This window comes from Sorangiineae bacterium MSr12523 (genome assembly GCA_037157775.1).
Classification (GTDB): domain Bacteria; phylum Myxococcota_A; class Polyangia; order Polyangiales; family Polyangiaceae; genus Pendulispora; species Pendulispora brunnea.
Map to the genome: position 1 here is coordinate 3,230,256 of CP089982.1, position 17,592 is coordinate 3,247,847.

The following is a 17,592-nucleotide window of genomic DNA, read 5'->3' on the forward strand; positions in this document are numbered from 1 at the left end:
AAGAAATAAGAAGGGCGAGTCTCGCGACTCGCCCCAACAACGAGGGTCGCATCGTATCGGCATACGAAGGACCCCGATGTGTTCTTCCTTGGCGCTACTTCAATTCACCTTCCGCGCGCAGCGGTTGTTGATGCAGATGTAACCCGCACCGGCGCCGCAGCAGTCGGAATCCTGATCGCAGTGCTCGAATTCCTGGGCGCAGCCTTGCGGCTTGTCGGTGCAGACCAGCGCGCCCTTGTCGTTCTGGCGGCAGAAGCCGTTGCAGCATTCGTCGCCGCCCTCGCAGGTCTTGCCGTTGGACTTGCACGGATCGACGACCCAGTAGCCGCGCATGTTGCCCGCGTCGAGTTCTTGCGCGGGCAGGTAGAACGCCGGATGGCTCGGATCCTGTCCAGGGCGCGCGTTCAGATCGATGGCCGCGACCCAGAGCTTCTTGGGCGTCGGCTTGTCGCCCGTGCCCGGCGCGGGGTACGCAAAGCCGTCGGCAACGTTGCCGTACATGCGTCGCGAGGTGAAGACGACCCAGTAGTAACCGCCCGAGGCAATGGGATTCACCGTGGGCTCGTAGTTCATCACCGTGTCGTCCGGGTGCTCGGCATTGGTCGGCAGGTAGCCCGTGCCGTTGAGCGCTTTGAGTGCCACCGCCTGTCCCGCCGTGTTGGTGTACCAAAGCTCCGCCTGCGCCTTCTTCCACGTGGCCAGCGGCGAGCCGCCCTCGGGAAGCTTGACCACGTTGTGGAAGATGACGCCGGTGTTGTCCGGCAACCAGGCGGGCCATCCGACGGTGCGCTGCGGGTTGTTGTAAATCACCTTCAGCCCCGAGAAGGCGAAGCTCCCGCACGACGGGCCGGCGCCGCCGCCACCCGCACCGCAGGCGAAGTCCATGATGGCGATGGAATGGCCGTCGCCCGCGTTGGAGCCGTGCGGCCCCGCCGTCCAATAGTTGAACGCGACCTTCTTGCCGTCGGGCGAGAACGCGGGGGTGACCGCCTGCCCGATGACCCCGTCGAAGCCCGACGCCGAGACCGCATTGCCATTGTCGCGCCGGAACACGCGCGAGTCGCCACTGAAGGCTTCCTGCGTATGCCCCGAGCTTTGCAGCGCGTACGTTCCGTCGTTGGAGACGCCGGACCAGAGGAACTTGCGATTGTTCGTCGTTCCATCGGGGGCGTTGTTGACGTAATCGGCAATCTTCGCGTTCGTCTTCAGATTGTACGAGAGGCCATTTTTGTATTCCGAGGGATGGTCCTTGTCCTTGTTCCAGATCTGCGCGAACAAGGTGGAGCCGTCGCCCGAAACCGTGTGGCAAACGATGCACTCGTTCTTGCTGCCCTCTCCGAGTGCCAGCACCGGTTGGGTTTGGCCAGGCCGAATGGCGAGCACGCCCGCGCTGCTCGGTTGGTTCTCCAGGCGGGTCGCCAACTTCGTATCGTAAGAATTGTAATAGACAGTGCCTTTGAGGGCGCCGGGCGCAATCGTCCAAGTTCGTTTGACGGTGCCGTACGTCTTGGTGCCGTCGTCGATCTTGATCTCGACGGTCAGCGGATCGCCGGTATTTCCATAGGTGGCCTTGTCCCATGCCGCCTGCCAGATCGGTTGATTGATCAAGCCGTTGCCGGAGGAGAATCCTTCGAACTCGAAACCGTTCTCCTTGAGGTGAATGTAAACGGCTTTGACGTTCTTGGACGACTGCCACTGAAGAAGTGGCGCGAACAGGCCGCGCGGCCAAACCGTCTTGTCGTAGGGGTAGAGGCCGATGAAGTCGGGCGCGTTGGTGGGGGTTCCCTGCAGACGGCCCTTGGTGGGCGCATCGACCGGGCCGCCGATGCCGCTGCCGCCGACGGGGTTCCCCGTGGGAAGTCCGTTCTCCGGTTTGCCGTTTTGCGTGATGCGCAGGCGGACCGTCACCGCGGTGGACGCTTGGTAGAGACGGTCGCCTTGGGGTTGGTATCGCCCCGTGACGTGGACCACGCCGCTCATGGCTCGCGCCAAGGTGTTGCTCGGCGTGAAGATGCCATTGTTGTCGACCGTACCGAGTTCGCCACGGTCGAGCGACCAGGACGCAATGACGTCCTGCTGTCGCCATTTACCCTGGAACTTCAATGTGGCTGGGGTGACGGTGACCTTTTCTTGGTCGATGGCAATGTCGATCGTCTGATCGCGCGGTGTGATGGCGAAGTCACCGTCGGTGCCGGTACCGCCGCCGTTGCCGCCACCGTCGCCGAATCCGCCGCCGGGATGTCCGTCGGGAAGCGAGCCGTCGGGGGGGCCTGGATCACCAAATTCCGAGTCATTGTTGCTGCCGCAACCCGGCACCCAGGCGACGGCCATGACCGCCAAAATTGCCAATAGGAGCGCCAAACTTAAGCGTCGAGCCATGCCATTATCCTTCTCCCCGGGCCTCGCCCAGACGTCCAAAGACGCGCGTGACCGCGCATACTCAAATCAATTTTTCACTCATTACGTTAGCGACATTCGCCCTGCAAGCGCCCGCAGATGCGTGGCGCGAAATAACGATGGCCGATGTCGCGTGCATCCGTGTGTTGGATCGCGCTCGGCGCTCCGCATTGCGCAAAGTTGGTCCTCGCGTGCGTCCACCCCGGACCCGAAATGGTTCTCCCGCGCTGCTCGGGACGGGATCTGCTAATACCGCCTGCGTGAAGAAGAGCAGGCTGCCCATAAAAATTCGAAGAATGGCGTCATGATCGCCGTGCTGGCGGAAAAGCCTGCCGTCGCGCGGGATCTGGCGCGTGTGCTCGGGGCAACGTCGCGCGGCGAGGGCTTCCTGCGGGGCGGCAACTACGTGGTGACGTGGGCGGTGGGCCATTTGGTCGCGCTCGCCGAGCCGCATCAAATCGATGACCGATGGCGCTCGTGGCGATTGGCCGATCTGCCCATGCTGCCGAAGGACTGGCCGCTGACGGTGCTGGAGGGCACGCGCGATCAGTTCGAGGTGGTGCGGGGCATTCTCAACTCGCGCGAGGTCGACGGCGTGGTGTGCGCCACCGACGCGGGGCGCGAGGGGGAGCTCATTTTCCGATACGTGTACGAGGCGGCGAAATGCCGCAAGCCGGTGAAGCGGCTATGGCTTTCGTCGCTCACGCCGGATGCCATCTCGCGGGCGTTTCGCGAGTTGAGGCCGGGGGCGGCGTTCGATTCGCTGGCGCGGGCTGCGCGGGCGCGGAGCCGGGCCGACTGGCTCGTGGGCATGAATCTGTCGCGGGCGTACACGGTGACGCACGATGTTCTGTATTCCGTGGGGCGGGTGCAGACGCCGACGTTGGCCATGGTGGTGGCGCGCGAGCTGGAGATTCGCGCGTTCGTGCCCGAGGATTACCTGGAAATCGTGGCCACGTTCGGGAAGGCGGACGCGGACATCGACTACCGCGGGCTGCTGTTCAAGGTGGTGCAGGCCACGGAAGGGGATCGGGCGAAGCCGAAACGCGAGGCGGTGCGGTTGCCGCCCGACGGGGCGGAGGCCGAGCGGATCCTCGAGCGCGTGCGCGGTGGCGAGGCGCGGGTCGAGTCGGTGGAGCGCGAGAACCACGCGATGCCCCCGCCGCGGTTGTACGATCTGACGGAGCTGCAGCGCCACGCGAACCGGCTTTTCGGCATGAGCGCGCAACGTACGCTCGATGTGGCGCAGGCGCTTTACGAGCGGTGGAAGTTGATTAGCTATCCGCGAACGGACAGTCGGGCCCTTTCGAGCTCGGTCGCCGCGACGCTGCGCGGGATCGTGGACGCGATTGCCCCCGCGTACGAAGGCCTGCTGGCACCGGGCACGGGGCAGCGTCCGCTGGGCCGGCGTTTCGTGGACGATGCGGCGGTGACCGATCACCACGCGATCATTCCGACGACGGTGGTGGCGGATCGCGATGCGTTGTCGCGGGAGGAGGCGAACATTTACGATTTGGTTTGCCGGCGGCTGCTCGCGGCATGGCACGAGGATCATCGGTACGCGACGACGACGGTGGTGACGGCGGTGAAGTCCGCCGAGAACGTGGATCGCTTCATGACGACGGGAACGTCGGTGGAGCAGGTCGGATGGAAGGTGCTCGATCGCAAGGGGACGAGGCCTGCAAAAGAGGAGCAGGCGCCGACGGTGCCGCCGGGGCTGGCGCAGGGCATGGCGGTGTCCGTGGAGAAGGTGGAGGCAAAGCCCGGAAGGACGCGGCCGCCGGACCGCTACACCGACGCGACGTTGTTGACGGCGATGGAGAGCGCAGGCCGCACGATCGAGGACAAGGAGCTGTCCGAGGCGATGCGCGAGTCCGGGCTGGGCACCCCCGCGACGCGGGCGGCAACGATCGAGACGCTGCTTGCGCGCGAGTACCTCGAACGGGACAAGAAGGTACTCCACGCAACGGATCGCGGGATTGCGCTGGTGGAGGCGGTGCATCCGCGGGTGAAGAGTCCCGTGCTCACGGGGGAGTGGGAGCGGGAGCTGCGGCGGATGGAGAGAGGGGAAGGCGATTTCGAGAGGTTCATGCAGGGCATCGAAGCTTTCGTGACCGAGGTGACGGGCAAGGTCCGGGCCGCGGGCCCGAGTCCGGATCGGAATCCGAGTCCGACTCCGAATCTGAATCTGAATCCGAATCTGAATCTGAATCCGAATCTGAATCCGAATCCGACTCCGACTCCGACTCGGAATCCGACCCCGAACCGGAGTCCCCGGTCGAGGGAGCTTCCGGCGCTGCTGCGCGACGTGTTCGGCTTCGGAGCATTTCGCCCGTACCAGGAGGAGGTCTGCCGAACGGCGACGTCGGGCAAAGACGTCCTCCTCGTCATGCCCACCGGATCGGGAAAGTCGCTTTGTTACCAATTGCCCGGGTTGGCGCGGGGCGGGACGACGTTGGTCATCAGCCCGCTGATTGCCCTGATGGAAGACCAAGTCGCGAAGTTGAAAGCGCTCGGCCTCGCGGCGGAGCGGATCCACTCGGGGCGCGATCGGGAGGCATCGCGGAGTGCGTGCCGGGCGTATTTGGATGGCGCGCTCGACTTTCTCTTCATTGCGCCCGAAAGGCTGCGCGTGCCCGGTTTTCCGGAGATGCTCGCGCGGCGAAAGCCCGCACTCATCGCCGTGGACGAGGCGCATTGTATTTCGCATTGGGGCCACGATTTTCGGCCGGATTATCGGCTGTTGGGGGAGCGATTGCCCCTTTTGCGTCCTGCCCCCGTGATGGCCCTCACCGCGACGGCGACACCGCTGGTGCAAGAGGATATCGCGACCCAATTGGGGCTGACGTCGCACGCGGCGTTCATTCACGGCTTTCGGCGAACGAACCTGGCCATCGAGGTCATCGAAAAGAACCCCAAGGACCGCACAGCCGCCGTGGCAAAGCTCCTCGCCAAGCCTGCCCGGCGACCCGCGATTCTGTACGCGCCCACCCGCAAGGACACCGAGGCGCTCGCGAAAACCCTTGCGCGATCGGCAGGATTTCCCGTGGCTGCGTACCACGCGGGCCTGCCCCCCGCCGATCGCGCGAAGGTGCAGACCGCGTTTCTCGGGGGCAAACTCGAGGCCGTGGTCGCGACCATTGCCTTTGGCATGGGCATCGACAAGCCGGACGTGCGAACCGTCATCCACACGGCCCTTCCGGCGTCCCTCGAAGGCTATTACCAGGAGATAGGCCGCGCGGGGCGCGATGGAAAGCCATCGCGCGCGGTCTTGTTCGGGTCGTTCGTCGACCGCAAGATGCACGAGTTCTTCCTCGATCGCGATTACCCCCCGCTCGACATCGTGCAACGCCTCTTCGATGCGCTGGCCGAGGGGCCGCGGCCGAAGGCGTGGCTCGCGACGCAGGTGCCCGAGACGCAGTTCGAGAAGGCGCTGGACAAATTGTGCGCGCAGGGCGCGGCGATCCTCGAGGCCGACGACACCGTGCGGCGGGGCAAGGGCGGCTGGGAGCGCGCGTACGAAGCGCAGCGAAAGCACCGCGCGGCGCAGATCGAGGCGATGCATCGGTACACGGAGAAGCACGTTTGCCGCATGCTGCAGCTGGTCCGCCACTTCGGCGACGAGCAGGACGACGGCGAGGTGTGCGGGCTCTGCGACGTCTGCGCCCCGAAGGACGCGATTGCGGCCCGCTTTCGCGAGCCCACGGCCGCCGAGCAGCGCGCGGCGGAGCGCGTGCTGGACGCCTTGCGCCAGCGCGATGGTCTCACCGTCGGGCAGATCCATCGCGAGGTCTTTGCCTCGAGCAAGTCGATGGACCGCTCCTCGTTGGAGCACGTCGTGGGCGGGCTTGCGCGCGCGGGCTTGGTTTCCCTGGCCGACGACTCGTTCGAGAAAGATGGAGAGACCATTGCCTTCCAGCGCGTGCACCTCGTGGGCCGCGCGCCGGGGCCGCCGGCGTGGGAGGTGCGCGCCGCGCCAACGCGTACGGCCCCAACACGCGTGGCCGCACGCAAGAAGCGCAGCAAGAAGAAGGGACGGCGGCCTCCGCGACGGCCGCCCTAACCCCTACTTGCGCGTGATGGTCAGATCGATCCGCCGGCCCATGGCCAGCGCGAAAAACGCGCTGCCCTCGCGGCCGGCGAAGGAGCCCCCGATGGCGAACACGTCCCCGTGGAGCCCGTCGTGCGTGGCGTCGGGCGAGACGGTGGACACGATGTGAAGCCGCGTGACGGCGGCCGTCGCCACGAAAGAGCGCGCGCGGATGAGCACCAAGGTGCGCTGGATGCCATCGCGGAGGGCGGACGACGGGCTGCCCGTCACGTGCGTGTCGACCAGATGACCCGTGTCGTCGATCTCGAGTGCCACGTCCGCGGTGCCGGCCGATCCGAATGGAACCCGGGTCCAGCTCGCATCGCCGCTGGCGGCCTGCGGAAAGGCCCGGGTGAACGCCGTGGCGAGGTCGACGACACCCCGCTCGCCGACGGCCCCGAACAGCGGCGGTGCGCTTGCCTCGCCGCCGGCCGCGGGCGCGTCCGACGCCTGCGCCTTCGATGTCGTCGACACCGGTTCCGCTCGCGCAGGCCGCGGGGCGCGCGCCGGCGAAGGCTTCGCGGCGGCGGGCGAGGCGCTCGTGGATTCTTCTGCCCTCTCGGGATCCAGCTCCGGGATCTCGAACGTCTCACCCGCGAAATTCGGCGGCGGATCCGCCTCCGCCGCGGGATCGTGCGCCGTGCCCAGCCCCAACACGACAGCCCCGGCCGCGACGTGGATCGCGAGCGAGAGGACCATGAATGCCGGGGGATGCGAACGAGACACGCTATAAGCTTAGACCTTATGACCCGCCTTGCAGGTTGCACGATTCCGCTGTTTTCGCTTCGAACCCATCGAAGCTGGGGCATTGGGCAAATTTCGGATCTGGTACCCACCGCCAAGTGGCTCCTCACCGGCGGCATGCGGCTGCTTCAAATTTTGCCGCCGTACGAGCTCTGCGAAGGGGAAACGAGCCCGTATGGCGCGCGCACCGCATTCGGCATCGATCCCGTTTACATCGACCTCGCGGATGTCGAGGACCTCGGCGATCCCGAGGCCCTGCTCGACGAGGCCGGCCGCCGCGAGCTGGCGCGCGTGCGTGACGCATCGCGCGTCGACTACGCCGCCGTGCGCGCCCTCAAGGCCGGCGTGCTGCGGCAAAAATTCGCCCATTTCTACGAGCACGAGTGGCTGCGCGGGACCGCGCGCGGTCAGGAGCTGCGCACCTTCATCGAGCGCGAGCGCGATTGGGAAGACGATCTCGCGCTCTACGTGGCACTGCGCGAGTCGCACCAGCAGCACGCGTGGGATCTCTGGCCCGAGGGGGAACGCAACCGCGATCCCGAGGCACTCGCGGCCAAGAGCCAGCAGCTCGCGCCGCGCATCCTCGAGCATCAGTACGGGCAGTGGATGGCCCACCGGCAATGGCAGCGCGCCCGCGTGGGCCTGACGGAGCTCGGCGTCGAATTGATGGGCGATCTGCCCTTCGTCGTGGGGCACGAAAGCGCGGACGTGTGGTCGCACGCGCATCAATTCCGCAAGGACGTGACGTTGGGCGCGCCGCCCGATGCTTTCTCGCCCGAGGGCCAGGATTGGGGCCTTCCCGCGTACGACTGGGCGGCCATGGACGCGGACGATCTCGGCTGGCTGGTCGCGCGCACGCGCCACGCGGCCAAGCTGTACGATCGGTTCCGGCTCGATCACGTCGTCGGCTACTTCCGCATGTTCGTCACCCCCAAGCAGGGGCACATTTCCAAGGGCACCTTCGATCCGGCCACCGAAGCGGGGCAGATCGAGCGCGGGCGAGGCCTGCTCCGGCGCATGGCCGACGAGGCGCACCCGGCCAAGCTCATCGCCGAAGATCTCGGCAAAATTCCCGATTTCGTGCGCGAGGCGCTGCGCGATCTGGAGATGCCCGGCTACCGCGTCATCCCCTGGGAGCGCGATTACGTGCGCCACGTGTACCGCACGCCCGACGAGTTCCAAGAGGTGAGCGTGGCCTCGTGGAGCACGCACGATACGGCGCCGATCACGAGCTGGTGGAACGAGTTGCAAGCGTGGGAGCGCGAAGGGCTTTCGGAGGTCGCCGGCATCAAGCCCACGGCACGGGAGGACGAGCGCTGGCTCGGGCTGATGCGCAGCCTGCTGCATGCACGCTCGGATCTCACCTTGGTCCTCGGCGCGGAGATCCTGAACGAGGACGTGCGCATCAACACGCCGGGCACGGTCGGTCCGGAAAATTGGACCTACCGACTGCCCAAGCCGGTGGAAGATCTGGAGCGCGACCCCATCGTTGGATCCCGCATGGGAGCCCTTCTCGCCTTGGCCAAGTCGTCCGGACGCATCGAATGAGCGCAGGAAGCCCGTTTCCCGAGGGGGCGACGCCGCTTCCGGGCGGCACCAATTTCGCGCTCTACTCCGAATCGGCGACGGCGGTTTCCGTGTGCCTCTTCGACGAGGGCGGCACTCAGGAAAGGCGCGTCGCGCTCGAGCACCGCACCGGCCACGTGTGGCACGGCTTCATCGAGGGCGTGGGGCACGGCCAGCGCTACGGCTTCCGCGTCGATGGCCCGTGGGAGCCGAGCCGCGGCCAGCGCTTCAACGCGAACAAGTTGCTCGTCGACCCGTACGCGCGGGCCCTCGAGGGCAAGGTCAGCTACCGCGGCGGGGCCATCTACGATCACGCACCTGGTCAGGTGGGAGCCGTGCCCCGCGACGACACGGACAGCGCGCCGTTCGTGCCCAAGGGCATCGTCATGAACGAGCCCTTCGACTGGGCGGGCGACGCTCCGCTGCGCACGCCCTGGCGGGACACGGTGATTTACGAGGCGCACGTGAAAAGCCTCACCTTTCGCCACCCGGACATCGAGCCCGCCCACCGCGGCACCTACCTGGGCGTGGCCAGCGAACCGATGATCGCGCACCTGCGCGGGCTGGGTGTCACCGCCATCGAGCTGATGCCCGTCCACGAGGTGGCCGACGAGCCAAGCGTCGCCCGGCGCGGTCAGAAGAATTACTGGGGCTACTCGACGCTGGGCTACTTCGCGCCCGATCAGCGCTTTGCCACGCGCCCCGGCGAACAAGTGCGCGAGTTCAAGGCCATGGTCAAGGCGCTGCACGCCGCCGGCATCGAGGTGATTCTCGACGTCGTGTACAACCATTCCTGTGAGGGCGACGAAACCGGGCCGACTCTGTTTTTGCGCGGCATCGACAATCGCGTTTATTACAAATTGCGCGAGCATGGTGCGCGCACGGTCGATTATACCGGTTGCGGAAATACCCTGCAGGTGGAGCACCCGCAGGTGCTCAAATTGATTTGCGACAGCCTCCGTTATTGGGTGCAGGAAATGCACGTCGACGGCTTCCGCTTCGATTTGACGACCACGTTGGGTCGAGAAGGGGCGGACTTTCGGCGCCACGCGGCGTTCTTCCGCACCATCTTCCAAGACCCGGTTCTCTCGCGGGTTAAGCTCATTGCCGAGCCTTGGGATCTCGGTCCCGACAGCATGCAGCTCGGGCATTTTCCAGGGCGATGGCGCGAGTGGAATGCGCGTTTTCGCGATGGAATGCGGCGTTTTTGGAATGGCCACGAAAAATCGCTCTCCGATTTGGGCTACCGCCTCACCGGTTCGAGCGATCTCTTTCACACCCCGGCGCGCACGCCTTCGACGAGCATCAACTTCATCACCGCGCACGATGGTTTCACCTTGCGCGATTTGGTGAGTTACACGCGCAAACACAACGACGCCAATGGCGAGAACAGCCGCGATGGCTCGAACGACAATTTGAGCATGAACTTCGGTGTCGAGGGCGAGACCGACGATGCCATGTTGATTGCGGCGCGCGGGCGGCAAATACGCAATTTCCTGGCCATGCTTTATCTGACGCCGGGCGTGCCCATGATTACGTCGGGCGACGAAATACGGAAAACGCAAAAGGGTAATAACAATCCTTACGTGCTCGACGACGATACGTCGTATTTGAATTGGGCACTCGACGACGAGGCGCGTGCGTTGCGCGATTACTGCGGGGCGCTGGCTCGGCTTCGCAAACGTTTTCCCGCGCTCCGGCGCGACACGTTCTTCGACGGTGGCGACATCGTCTGGCTCGATGCCGATGGGCACCCCATGCAGCTCGAAGATTGGGGCTCTCCCGAGTTCATGGCCCTCTCGGCGGTGATGAAACCCGTGCGCGAGGACCCCGAGGCGGTCCTTTGCTTCGTTTTGAACGGCGACAAAGCCGAGGTCGCATTTCGCTTGCCAAGCTTTCCGCGGGAAGCGCAAGACCCGGGCGGGCCGTCTGACAAAAAGAAAAGTGAGAGCTCCGGCAAACTCGAGGGTGGCTGGCGTGTGCTGGTCGACACCCGGCGGCGCGACGCTTGCGCGGAAAATGACGCGTTTTTGCAAGCGGGCGCAACCTACACGATGCCACCGCGATCTTTTGCGTTGCTCATCGGGTCGAAGCCGCTTGGGCCAAGGTCAGGGATGCGCTAAAAATCCAAACTGAATGACTGCCGTCGCGCCGTTGAACGAAGAGCACGCCGTGGCCGAGGTCCTCGCAGGCCGCTACGAGCTTTTGGGCCTGGTGGGGACCGGTGGGATGGGAAGCGTTTACCGAGCGCGCGACCTGGAGCTCGATGAGGTCGTCGCCCTCAAGGTGCTCCGGCGCGAGCTGGTGAACACACCGGAAATGCTCGCCCGATTTCGCCAAGAGGTGAAGCTTGCCCGCCGCGTCACGCACGTGAACGTGGCCCGCACGTTCGACATCGGGGAACACCACGGTGAGAAGTTTTTGACCATGGAGTTCATCGATGGGACGTCCCTCGCCGAGCTCCTGTACGAGCGCGAGGAGCTTTTTCCGCTGTCGCGCGTGGTCGATATCGGCCTGGCGATTTGCGCAGGCCTCGAGGCCGCGCACCGTGCGGGCGTGGTCCATCGCGATTTGAAGCCGGACAACGTGCTCGTCACCAAGGACGATCGCGTGGCCATCACGGACTTCGGCATCGCGCGTGCGGTGCTGAGCGCGCACGTGACCATGGGCGCGCCCGTGGGAACGCCGGCGTACATGGCACCCGAGCAGGTCGAGGGGCTCACCGTCGATCACCGAGCAGATTTGTATGCGCTGGGCGAGATTCTCTACGAGCTTCTCACCGGCGTGACGGCATGGTCGGGCGAGTCGATCTTCCAGGTGGCCGCGCAGCGTCTCCTGAAGCCGCCGCCCGATCCGCGGGCGCACCGGCAGACGGTGCCCATCGGGGCCGCGCAGATCGTCATGCGCTGCATGGCGCGCAAGCCCGAGGATCGCTACGCCTCGGCGACCGAGGTGGCGACGGCGCTGTCGACGTTGACCATTCCGGTCGCGCCCGCGGCACCTCCGCGCGCGCCCAAACCGCAGCCGGCGGCGCGTCCGTCGATGCCGGGGTTGCTCGAGACGCCGCCCGGCGACAAAAAGGTCGCCGTTCTGCCGTTCCAGAACGGCGGGCGTCCCGAAGACGAGTACCTCGCGAGCGGCCTCACGGAGGACTTGATCGACACCTTGTCGGTCATGGACGGCATCCGCGTGCGTCCGCTGGGTGCAGTCATCAGTGCGCGCGGGCGTTCGTCGGATTCGCGTGAGGTGGGGCGCGAGCTCGGTGTGCAGGTCGTCGTCGAGGGATCGCTTCGCCGCATCGGCGACATGCTGCGGGTGAGCGCGCGCATCGTGAGCGTGGGCGACGGGTTTCAGCTCTGGGCTTCGCGCTTCGAGCGGCCCGAAGCGGATTTTCTCAAGGTTGGCGACGAGATCGCCTGTGCCATCTCGCGGGCGCTGAGCATCGAGCGGCCCGAGGGCAATCGGCAGACGATCGAGGACCCCGTTGCGTACGATCTGTACCTGCGGGCGCGGCACGAGCTTCACCGCTACTCGCCGGAAACCACGCAGCGGGCCATCGAGTTGTTCCAGCAAGCGCTGGAGCGGCGGCCGGACGATGCGACCATTCTTTCGGGCTACGCGCTCGCGCGCCTGAAGGAGTACCTGTACTCGGACGGCGAGGTGAGCGGCGATGCCACGCGGCTCGCGGCGGAACGGGCCATTGCGCTGGCGCCCGATTTGGCGGAGGCGCGCTTGGCCGCGGGGTGTGTCGCGTTCGCGTTCGGGGACTCCGAGCGCGGCGCCCATGACATCCGCGATGCCGTGCGCTCGGGAAAGCGTCTGGCGGATGCGCACGATATGTACGGGCGCATCGCGGTGGAGTGCGACCGCATCGACACGGCGCTGGAGCATCTGTCGGCGGCGCTATCCATCGAGCCGCGCACGTTCGTGAGCCGTGGCGAGATGGCGCGGGCGTACGAGCTTTCGGGCAAGCCGCAGATCGCCGACGAGCTTCTGGCGGCGCTTCCGCCCGATCCGCAGACCCACGTGGTCTATTGGCTGGTGCGTGCGCGCATCATCTTCTGGCGGCGTGACTACGCGACGGCCCGTGCGCTCCTTGCGGACGAGGGGCCGACGGGGCCGATTTTCCCGGGTCGCGGCATCCTCATGTCGATGGAGGACGACAAGGCCTTCGACGAGCAGCTCGAGTTCCTCGACGCGCGCGCCAGGGCCGGGAGTGGTGCGCTTCGCCGCACGGCGATGTTCCGTCAGATCAAGGCGGAGGTTCTCTGCTTCCGCGGCGACGAAGACGGCGCCCTCGCCGCCCTCGCCGACGCCGATCGCGCAGGCCTGTTCGACATTGCCTGGTGCAACCGATGTCCTCTGCTCGACCCGCTCCGCAAGCGCCCCGAGTTCCAGGAACTCGTCTTCCGAGTCGGCGAACGCGCCGCCAAAGTCCGCGCCGCGATGGGTCTGACCTAGAAGATTAAGAATTACAGGGAGGGGGGGAGGCGGGGAGGGAAACAACGCGAATCCCACCGCGCACCGAAGCTGGTTTGGTTTTTCACTTGGCTTACGGAGCCAACTGAAAACCCAAAAAAAAAGCCTCGGTGCCCGGTGGGATTTGTGCCGTATCCCTCCCCGCCTCCCCCCCTCCCTGTTCAATCCCTCTGGGAGAGAAGATTGGGGTTAGTGGGGCTTTTTCCGGAGTTCGACGAGGATTTCGTCGAGTTTGGCGATGAGGGCATCGTTGTTCTCTGCCTTGGGGCCGTCGAGGGCGCGGGCGGAGAGGGAGGGGCCGACCATCATCACGGCGGCGGCGACGGCTTTCCCGACTTGGGTGACGGGGAAGACGTTGGCGTAGCCGACGCTCAGTGATGTGGCAACGTAGTGGTACGCATCGAAGTAGGTGCGAATCTGCGGATTGTGGTCGGACTCTGCCAAGTAGAAGATGGCCGTGGCCCACGCCGTGAAGGTCGCCAGTTCTTCCGCGGGTGCCATGGGCGTGGTCACTTGATCGAGCCTTCCTGGAGGACGAAGTCATCCTCGGTCAGCGTTTGCACGCTGGGACGCGGCGGCATCACCGGGGCTGGCGTGGTGACGGGCGTGGTGACCGGGCCCACGACGTCCTTGAGCGCATCCACGTTGGCGAACTTCATCACCTCCTTGAGGAGCGGCATGACGGCGGACGTCTCCAGCATGGTCTTTGCGATGGGGCCGAGGGCGTTGCCCAGAAGCGGAAAGCCGTTCGTCCCATTTCCGGCACCGTTCGCGGAGGAGCCGGCGCTGTTGCCGCCGCCAAGGCCGCCGGCGAGGTTCAGTACCTTGATTTCGCCGATGCGCTCGGCGGGTTTCATCAGCTCGTGCACGATGGCCGGCCCATTGTGAATGAGCGTCGTGATCGTCTCCTGAAGCAGGATGTCCCGCGACTTCGAGTTTTGCGCCACGATTTTCTCGCGCAACACCTCCGCCTCCTTCAGGCCTGCCTCGCGCTGCGCCTCGGCGAGCTTCGTGATCGACACCGCTTGCAACTCCGCGGCGTCGGCATCGGCCTGCGCCTTGATCTTCACGGCGTCCGCCTCACCCTGCGAGCGGAAGCGCGCGGCCTCCGCGGTACCCGTGGCCGATGCACGCTGCGCGGCGGCGATGGCTTCGGCCTCCACCTTCTTCTTGAAGGCTTCGACCTCGGCGGCAATCTTTTCCTGCTGCGCGAGCTTTTCCGCATCGACGATGGCGATGCGCCGGAGACGCTCGGCCTCCGCCACACGCGCCACGGTGACGACTTCCTGGTCCGCCTTCTCGCGAAGCGCCAGGGCCTCGGCCTTTTCGGCGTCCGCCTGGGCGCTCTCCTTGGCCTTCATGGTGAGCGTGATCTGCTTGTCCACCAGCGCGGCCTCGATGGCCCGCTCCTTGTCGACTTGCGCGGCCTCGATGACCTTTTGCTTGCCGATTTCCGCGGCCTGCTCCGTTTGCTCCTTGCGCGCGCGTTCGACGGCGATATTCGACTGACGCTGCAGATCGCGCGCCTCGACGGCTTCGTTCTTGGCCAACTCCGCCTTGATGGCCGCCTCTTCCTCCTTGGCCTTGCCCTCTCGGGTGAGGCGGTTCTGCGTCGCGACGTTGATCTCCTGCTCGCGCGCGATTTCCGCGGTGCGCTCGGCCTCTTCCTGGATCTTCTTTTTCACGGCGATGTTCTTCTCGACCACCGTGTTCGTCACCGTTTGCCGGCCGGAGGCGCCGAAAATATCGTCCGCGCGCATCTCGGAGAGGGGTGTCTGCGTGAGCTCCGTGATGGTGACCGACTCCAGGGTAAAGCCATTGCGGCCTAGATCTTCGCGCAGCGCATTGGAGACCTCCAAGGCGAAGTGTTCGCGATTGAGGTGCAGCGCGAGAAAGTCGTTTTGGGCGGCGACGGCGCGCAGGGCGCCGACGAGCTTCGGCTCCAAGAGCTGTTGGCTCTTCACGCGGATGGCGTCAGACGATGCGTGACCCTCGTCGATGCCGATGGTGCGCGCGGCCTTCTTGACGTCGTCCTCGTTCGGCTCGACGCGAATGTAGAACTCCGCGGAAAGATTCGTAGAGATGTAGTCTTTCGTCACGAGTGCGTCGTGGCTCGCGCGCCGGATGGTCAACCCGATGGTGGACAGTGACATGGTCGATGCCCGGTGAAACACGGGGACGATCCAGCACGCCTGGCCGATGAACACGTCGGTCATGTTTCGGCCGATGCGGATGATCGCCTCCGAGGGCGATGGTCTTTTGAGAAACCGCGCCATCGACGCGAAAAAGACGAAAAGCACGAGAACGATGGCGCCGACGATCGCGAGGACGACCTGCCAGACCTCGAACCCATTGAACATCATTTGTTTCCTTTCCTTTCACCATCGGGCCTCTTTCGCGGGCCCATTTCGAACTTAGCGGACGTCGCCAAGAACATTTCCGATTCCGTGTCGTAATCGACCAGGACGACTTCCTGCCCGAGCTTGAGAGGATCTTCGCCCGTTTCGATTCGCGCATGCACCAAAAGCTCATTTCCGCGTTCGTCGCGAACCCGGATTTCGCCAAACTTCGGCCCCAGCTCGGGGCTTGCTACGATGCCGATGCGTCCAGACAATTCATGTTTCGCCGTGGCACCTCGGGTGCCAAGATCGAAAATCCTCCCGAGGACTCGAGAGAAAAAGCGCATTGCGGCGAGGCCCACCGCGAGGGACGTGCCATACGTGACGGGGATGACCCATCCCGCATAGTTGCCCGAGCCTCCGAAGCGGACGTACGCCAAGCTATTGAAAAAGATGCCGGAAAAGCCGGTGAAGAGCAGCCATGTGACCAACAACACCATGAGCGGGACACGTCCCACTCCAAAATACGAAAGTGCGCCGTGCCATCCATCGCCGTCGGCGTCGGAATCCGCATCGGCATCCCCATCGCCATCTGCATCCGCATCGTGATTCAGATCGACGTCGTGATCGGCGTCGACATTCACATCGTGATCCCCACCTCCTTCTGCCACCAGGCCCACCAATCCGGCGGCCTGCAAAAACACGATGACGGCAACGAGGCCGAGCATCACCAAAAACGGTGCATTCGACCAGTGGTTTAGAAAGGCAAACATGGTTGTGGCCTCGCGAACGACTGCGGAAGCCCTCTGTCCTCGTCCTCTTCGTCGAACCCCAACGTAGATACGCTCATGAGCTCCGTAAACGGATCTTCGCACACGGTTGGACCGATTTTCGAGGGGTGTGCAATGGCACGCTTTCCGCCAAAGGCATTAGAATGAGGCGATGAACTGCATGGTCCTGGAAAATCCGACCAAGCACGCCACCGATGAAGTGCCGTGGCTCGTTCTTCGCGAGCGCGCGCACGAGGATGCTCCGGGGCCAGGGGAAATCGTCCTGGACGTCACGGCGTGCGGTGTTTGTCGAACGGATTTGCAGCTTTGCCAAGGCGATGTGCCGCTGAGACGGCGGCCCGTCGTTCCGGGTCACCAAATCGTGGGAAGGGTGGCTGCCGTCGGCGAAGGTGTTGCCGATTGGAGGGTCGGCGATCGCGCCGGCGGCGCATGGCTCGGCGGCAGCTGTGGCGTGTGCGCGCGTTGCGCGGAGGGGCGTGAAAACCTATGCGAGCGCGCCGAGTTCACCGGCTGGGACCGCGATGGGGGCTATGCCACGCGTGCGCGGTTGCGCGCGGATTTCGCGTTTCGCTTGCCCGATGGATTCGACGACATGGCGGCGGCACCGCTGCTCTGCGGCGGCATCATTGGATATCGCGCACTCAAGGTATCGGGAATTCGCCCGGGCGGGCGGCTTGGCCTTTTCGGCTTTGGCGCCTCCGCGCTTTTGGCGATTCAGGTCGCCGTTCATTGGGGCTGCGAGGTCTACGTGTGCACGCGCAACCGCGACGAGCAGGCGCGTGCCCGTGCGCTCGGCGCCGTTTGGGCCAAAGGCTACGACGAGGCGCCGCCCGTACGGCTCGATGCCGCGGTGACCTTTGCGCCCTCGGGCGACGTCGTCGTGGCTGCCTTGCGCGCGCTCGAGCGTGGCGGTGCAGTGGCCATCAATGCCATTCACCTGGATCGCATTCCAGCGTTCTCGTACGACGATTTGTGGTGGGAGCGCTCGCTCCACAGCGTGGCCAATTTCACCCGCCAGGATGCGCGCGAGTTTCTTCAGCTTGCCGCGGACATTCCGGTTCGGACCGCCACCGCGGTGTATCCTCTGGCCGAGGCGAACCGCGCGCTCGCCGATCTCGCGCGGGGTGATGTGCGCGGGGCAGCGGTGTTGCAGATGAGTGGTTGCGGATGAGTACTCGAAGAGAGG

At 65.3% G+C, this 17,592-nt stretch carries 10 protein-coding genes; 5 read left to right on the forward strand and 5 right to left on the reverse strand.

Going from position 1 to position 17,592, the window contains the following annotated elements:
- Positions 1-99: 99 nt before the first annotated feature.
- A complete protein-coding gene (locus LZC95_13155) occupies positions 100-2,379 on the reverse strand; it encodes a hypothetical protein (protein ID WXA97778.1) in 2,280 nt (759 codons plus the stop codon).
- Positions 2,380-2,701: 322 nt separating this feature from the next.
- Between LZC95_13155 and LZC95_13160 the strand changes: the two genes are divergently transcribed.
- Positions 2,702-6,460 carry a DNA topoisomerase 3 gene (locus LZC95_13160; protein ID WXA97779.1) on the forward strand — a complete coding sequence of 1,253 codons (3,759 nt, stop codon included), beginning with the start codon at positions 2,702-2,704 and terminating at the stop codon, positions 6,458-6,460.
- Positions 6,461-6,463: 3 nt separating this feature from the next.
- On the opposite strand, the gene LZC95_13165 is transcribed toward LZC95_13160, so the two are convergent.
- Complete coding sequence (locus LZC95_13165; GenBank protein ID WXA97780.1) at positions 6,464-7,213, reverse strand: hypothetical protein; 750 nt, start codon at positions 7,211-7,213, stop codon at positions 6,464-6,466.
- Between the two features lie 18 nt (positions 7,214-7,231).
- Here LZC95_13165 and malQ point away from each other — a divergent pair, with 18 nt between their 5' ends.
- The 3 genes from malQ to LZC95_13180 are packed head-to-tail and all read left to right on the forward strand — an operon-like array spanning position 7,232 to position 13,258.
- Entirely contained in the window at positions 7,232-8,779 is a 1,548-nt protein-coding gene (malQ, locus tag LZC95_13170) for a 4-alpha-glucanotransferase (protein WXA97781.1), read from the forward strand.
- Entirely contained in the window at positions 8,776-10,920 is a 2,145-nt protein-coding gene (glgX, locus tag LZC95_13175) for a glycogen debranching protein GlgX (GenBank protein ID WXA97782.1), read from the forward strand. The genes malQ and glgX overlap by 4 nt, the downstream gene beginning before the upstream one ends.
- A gap of 13 nt (positions 10,921-10,933) precedes the next feature.
- Positions 10,934-13,258, forward strand: a complete 2,325-nt coding sequence (locus LZC95_13180; protein WXA97783.1) for a protein kinase — start codon at positions 10,934-10,936, stop codon at positions 13,256-13,258.
- A gap of 207 nt (positions 13,259-13,465) precedes the next feature.
- Here the strand turns inward: LZC95_13180 and LZC95_13185 are convergent, their stop codons facing one another.
- The 3 genes from LZC95_13185 to LZC95_13195 are packed head-to-tail and all read right to left on the reverse strand — an operon-like array spanning position 13,466 to position 16,343.
- On the reverse strand, positions 13,466-13,789 hold the full coding sequence (locus LZC95_13185; protein WXA97784.1) for a potassium channel family protein: 324 nt from the start codon (positions 13,787-13,789) through the stop codon (positions 13,466-13,468).
- Positions 13,786-15,639, reverse strand: a complete 1,854-nt coding sequence (locus tag LZC95_13190; GenBank protein ID WXA97785.1) for a hypothetical protein — start codon at positions 15,637-15,639, stop codon at positions 13,786-13,788. The genes LZC95_13185 and LZC95_13190 overlap by 4 nt, the downstream gene beginning before the upstream one ends.
- On the reverse strand, positions 15,636-16,343 hold the full coding sequence (locus tag LZC95_13195) for a YqiJ family protein (GenBank protein ID WXB00333.1): 708 nt from the start codon (positions 16,341-16,343) through the stop codon (positions 15,636-15,638). Before LZC95_13195 ends, LZC95_13190 begins: the two co-directional genes overlap by 4 nt.
- 214 nt (positions 16,344-16,557) lie before the next feature.
- On the opposite strand from LZC95_13195, the gene LZC95_13200 reads away from it, so the two are divergent.
- Positions 16,558-17,577 carry a zinc-binding alcohol dehydrogenase family protein gene (locus tag LZC95_13200; GenBank protein WXA97786.1) on the forward strand — a complete coding sequence of 340 codons (1,020 nt, stop codon included), beginning with the start codon at positions 16,558-16,560 and terminating at the stop codon, positions 17,575-17,577.
- Positions 17,578-17,592: the final 15 nt, after the last annotated feature.

Coding starts and splice junctions, on each gene's coding strand:
- LZC95_13200 (WXA97786.1), top strand. CDS start 16,558: ATGAACTGCATGGTCCTGGAAAATCCGACCAAGCACGCCACCGATGAA.
- LZC95_13195 (WXB00333.1), bottom strand. CDS start 16,343: ATGCTCGGCCTCGTTGCCGTCATCGTGTTTTTGCAGGCCGCCGGATTG.
- LZC95_13180 (WXA97783.1), top strand. CDS start 10,934: ATGACTGCCGTCGCGCCGTTGAACGAAGAGCACGCCGTGGCCGAGGTC.
- LZC95_13190 (WXA97785.1), bottom strand. CDS start 15,639: ATGATGTTCAATGGGTTCGAGGTCTGGCAGGTCGTCCTCGCGATCGTC.
- LZC95_13155 (WXA97778.1), bottom strand. CDS start 2,379: ATGGCTCGACGCTTAAGTTTGGCGCTCCTATTGGCAATTTTGGCGGTC.
- malQ (WXA97781.1), top strand. CDS start 7,232: ATGACCCGCCTTGCAGGTTGCACGATTCCGCTGTTTTCGCTTCGAACC.
- LZC95_13160 (WXA97779.1), top strand. CDS start 2,702: ATGATCGCCGTGCTGGCGGAAAAGCCTGCCGTCGCGCGGGATCTGGCG.
- glgX (WXA97782.1), top strand. CDS start 8,776: ATGAGCGCAGGAAGCCCGTTTCCCGAGGGGGCGACGCCGCTTCCGGGC.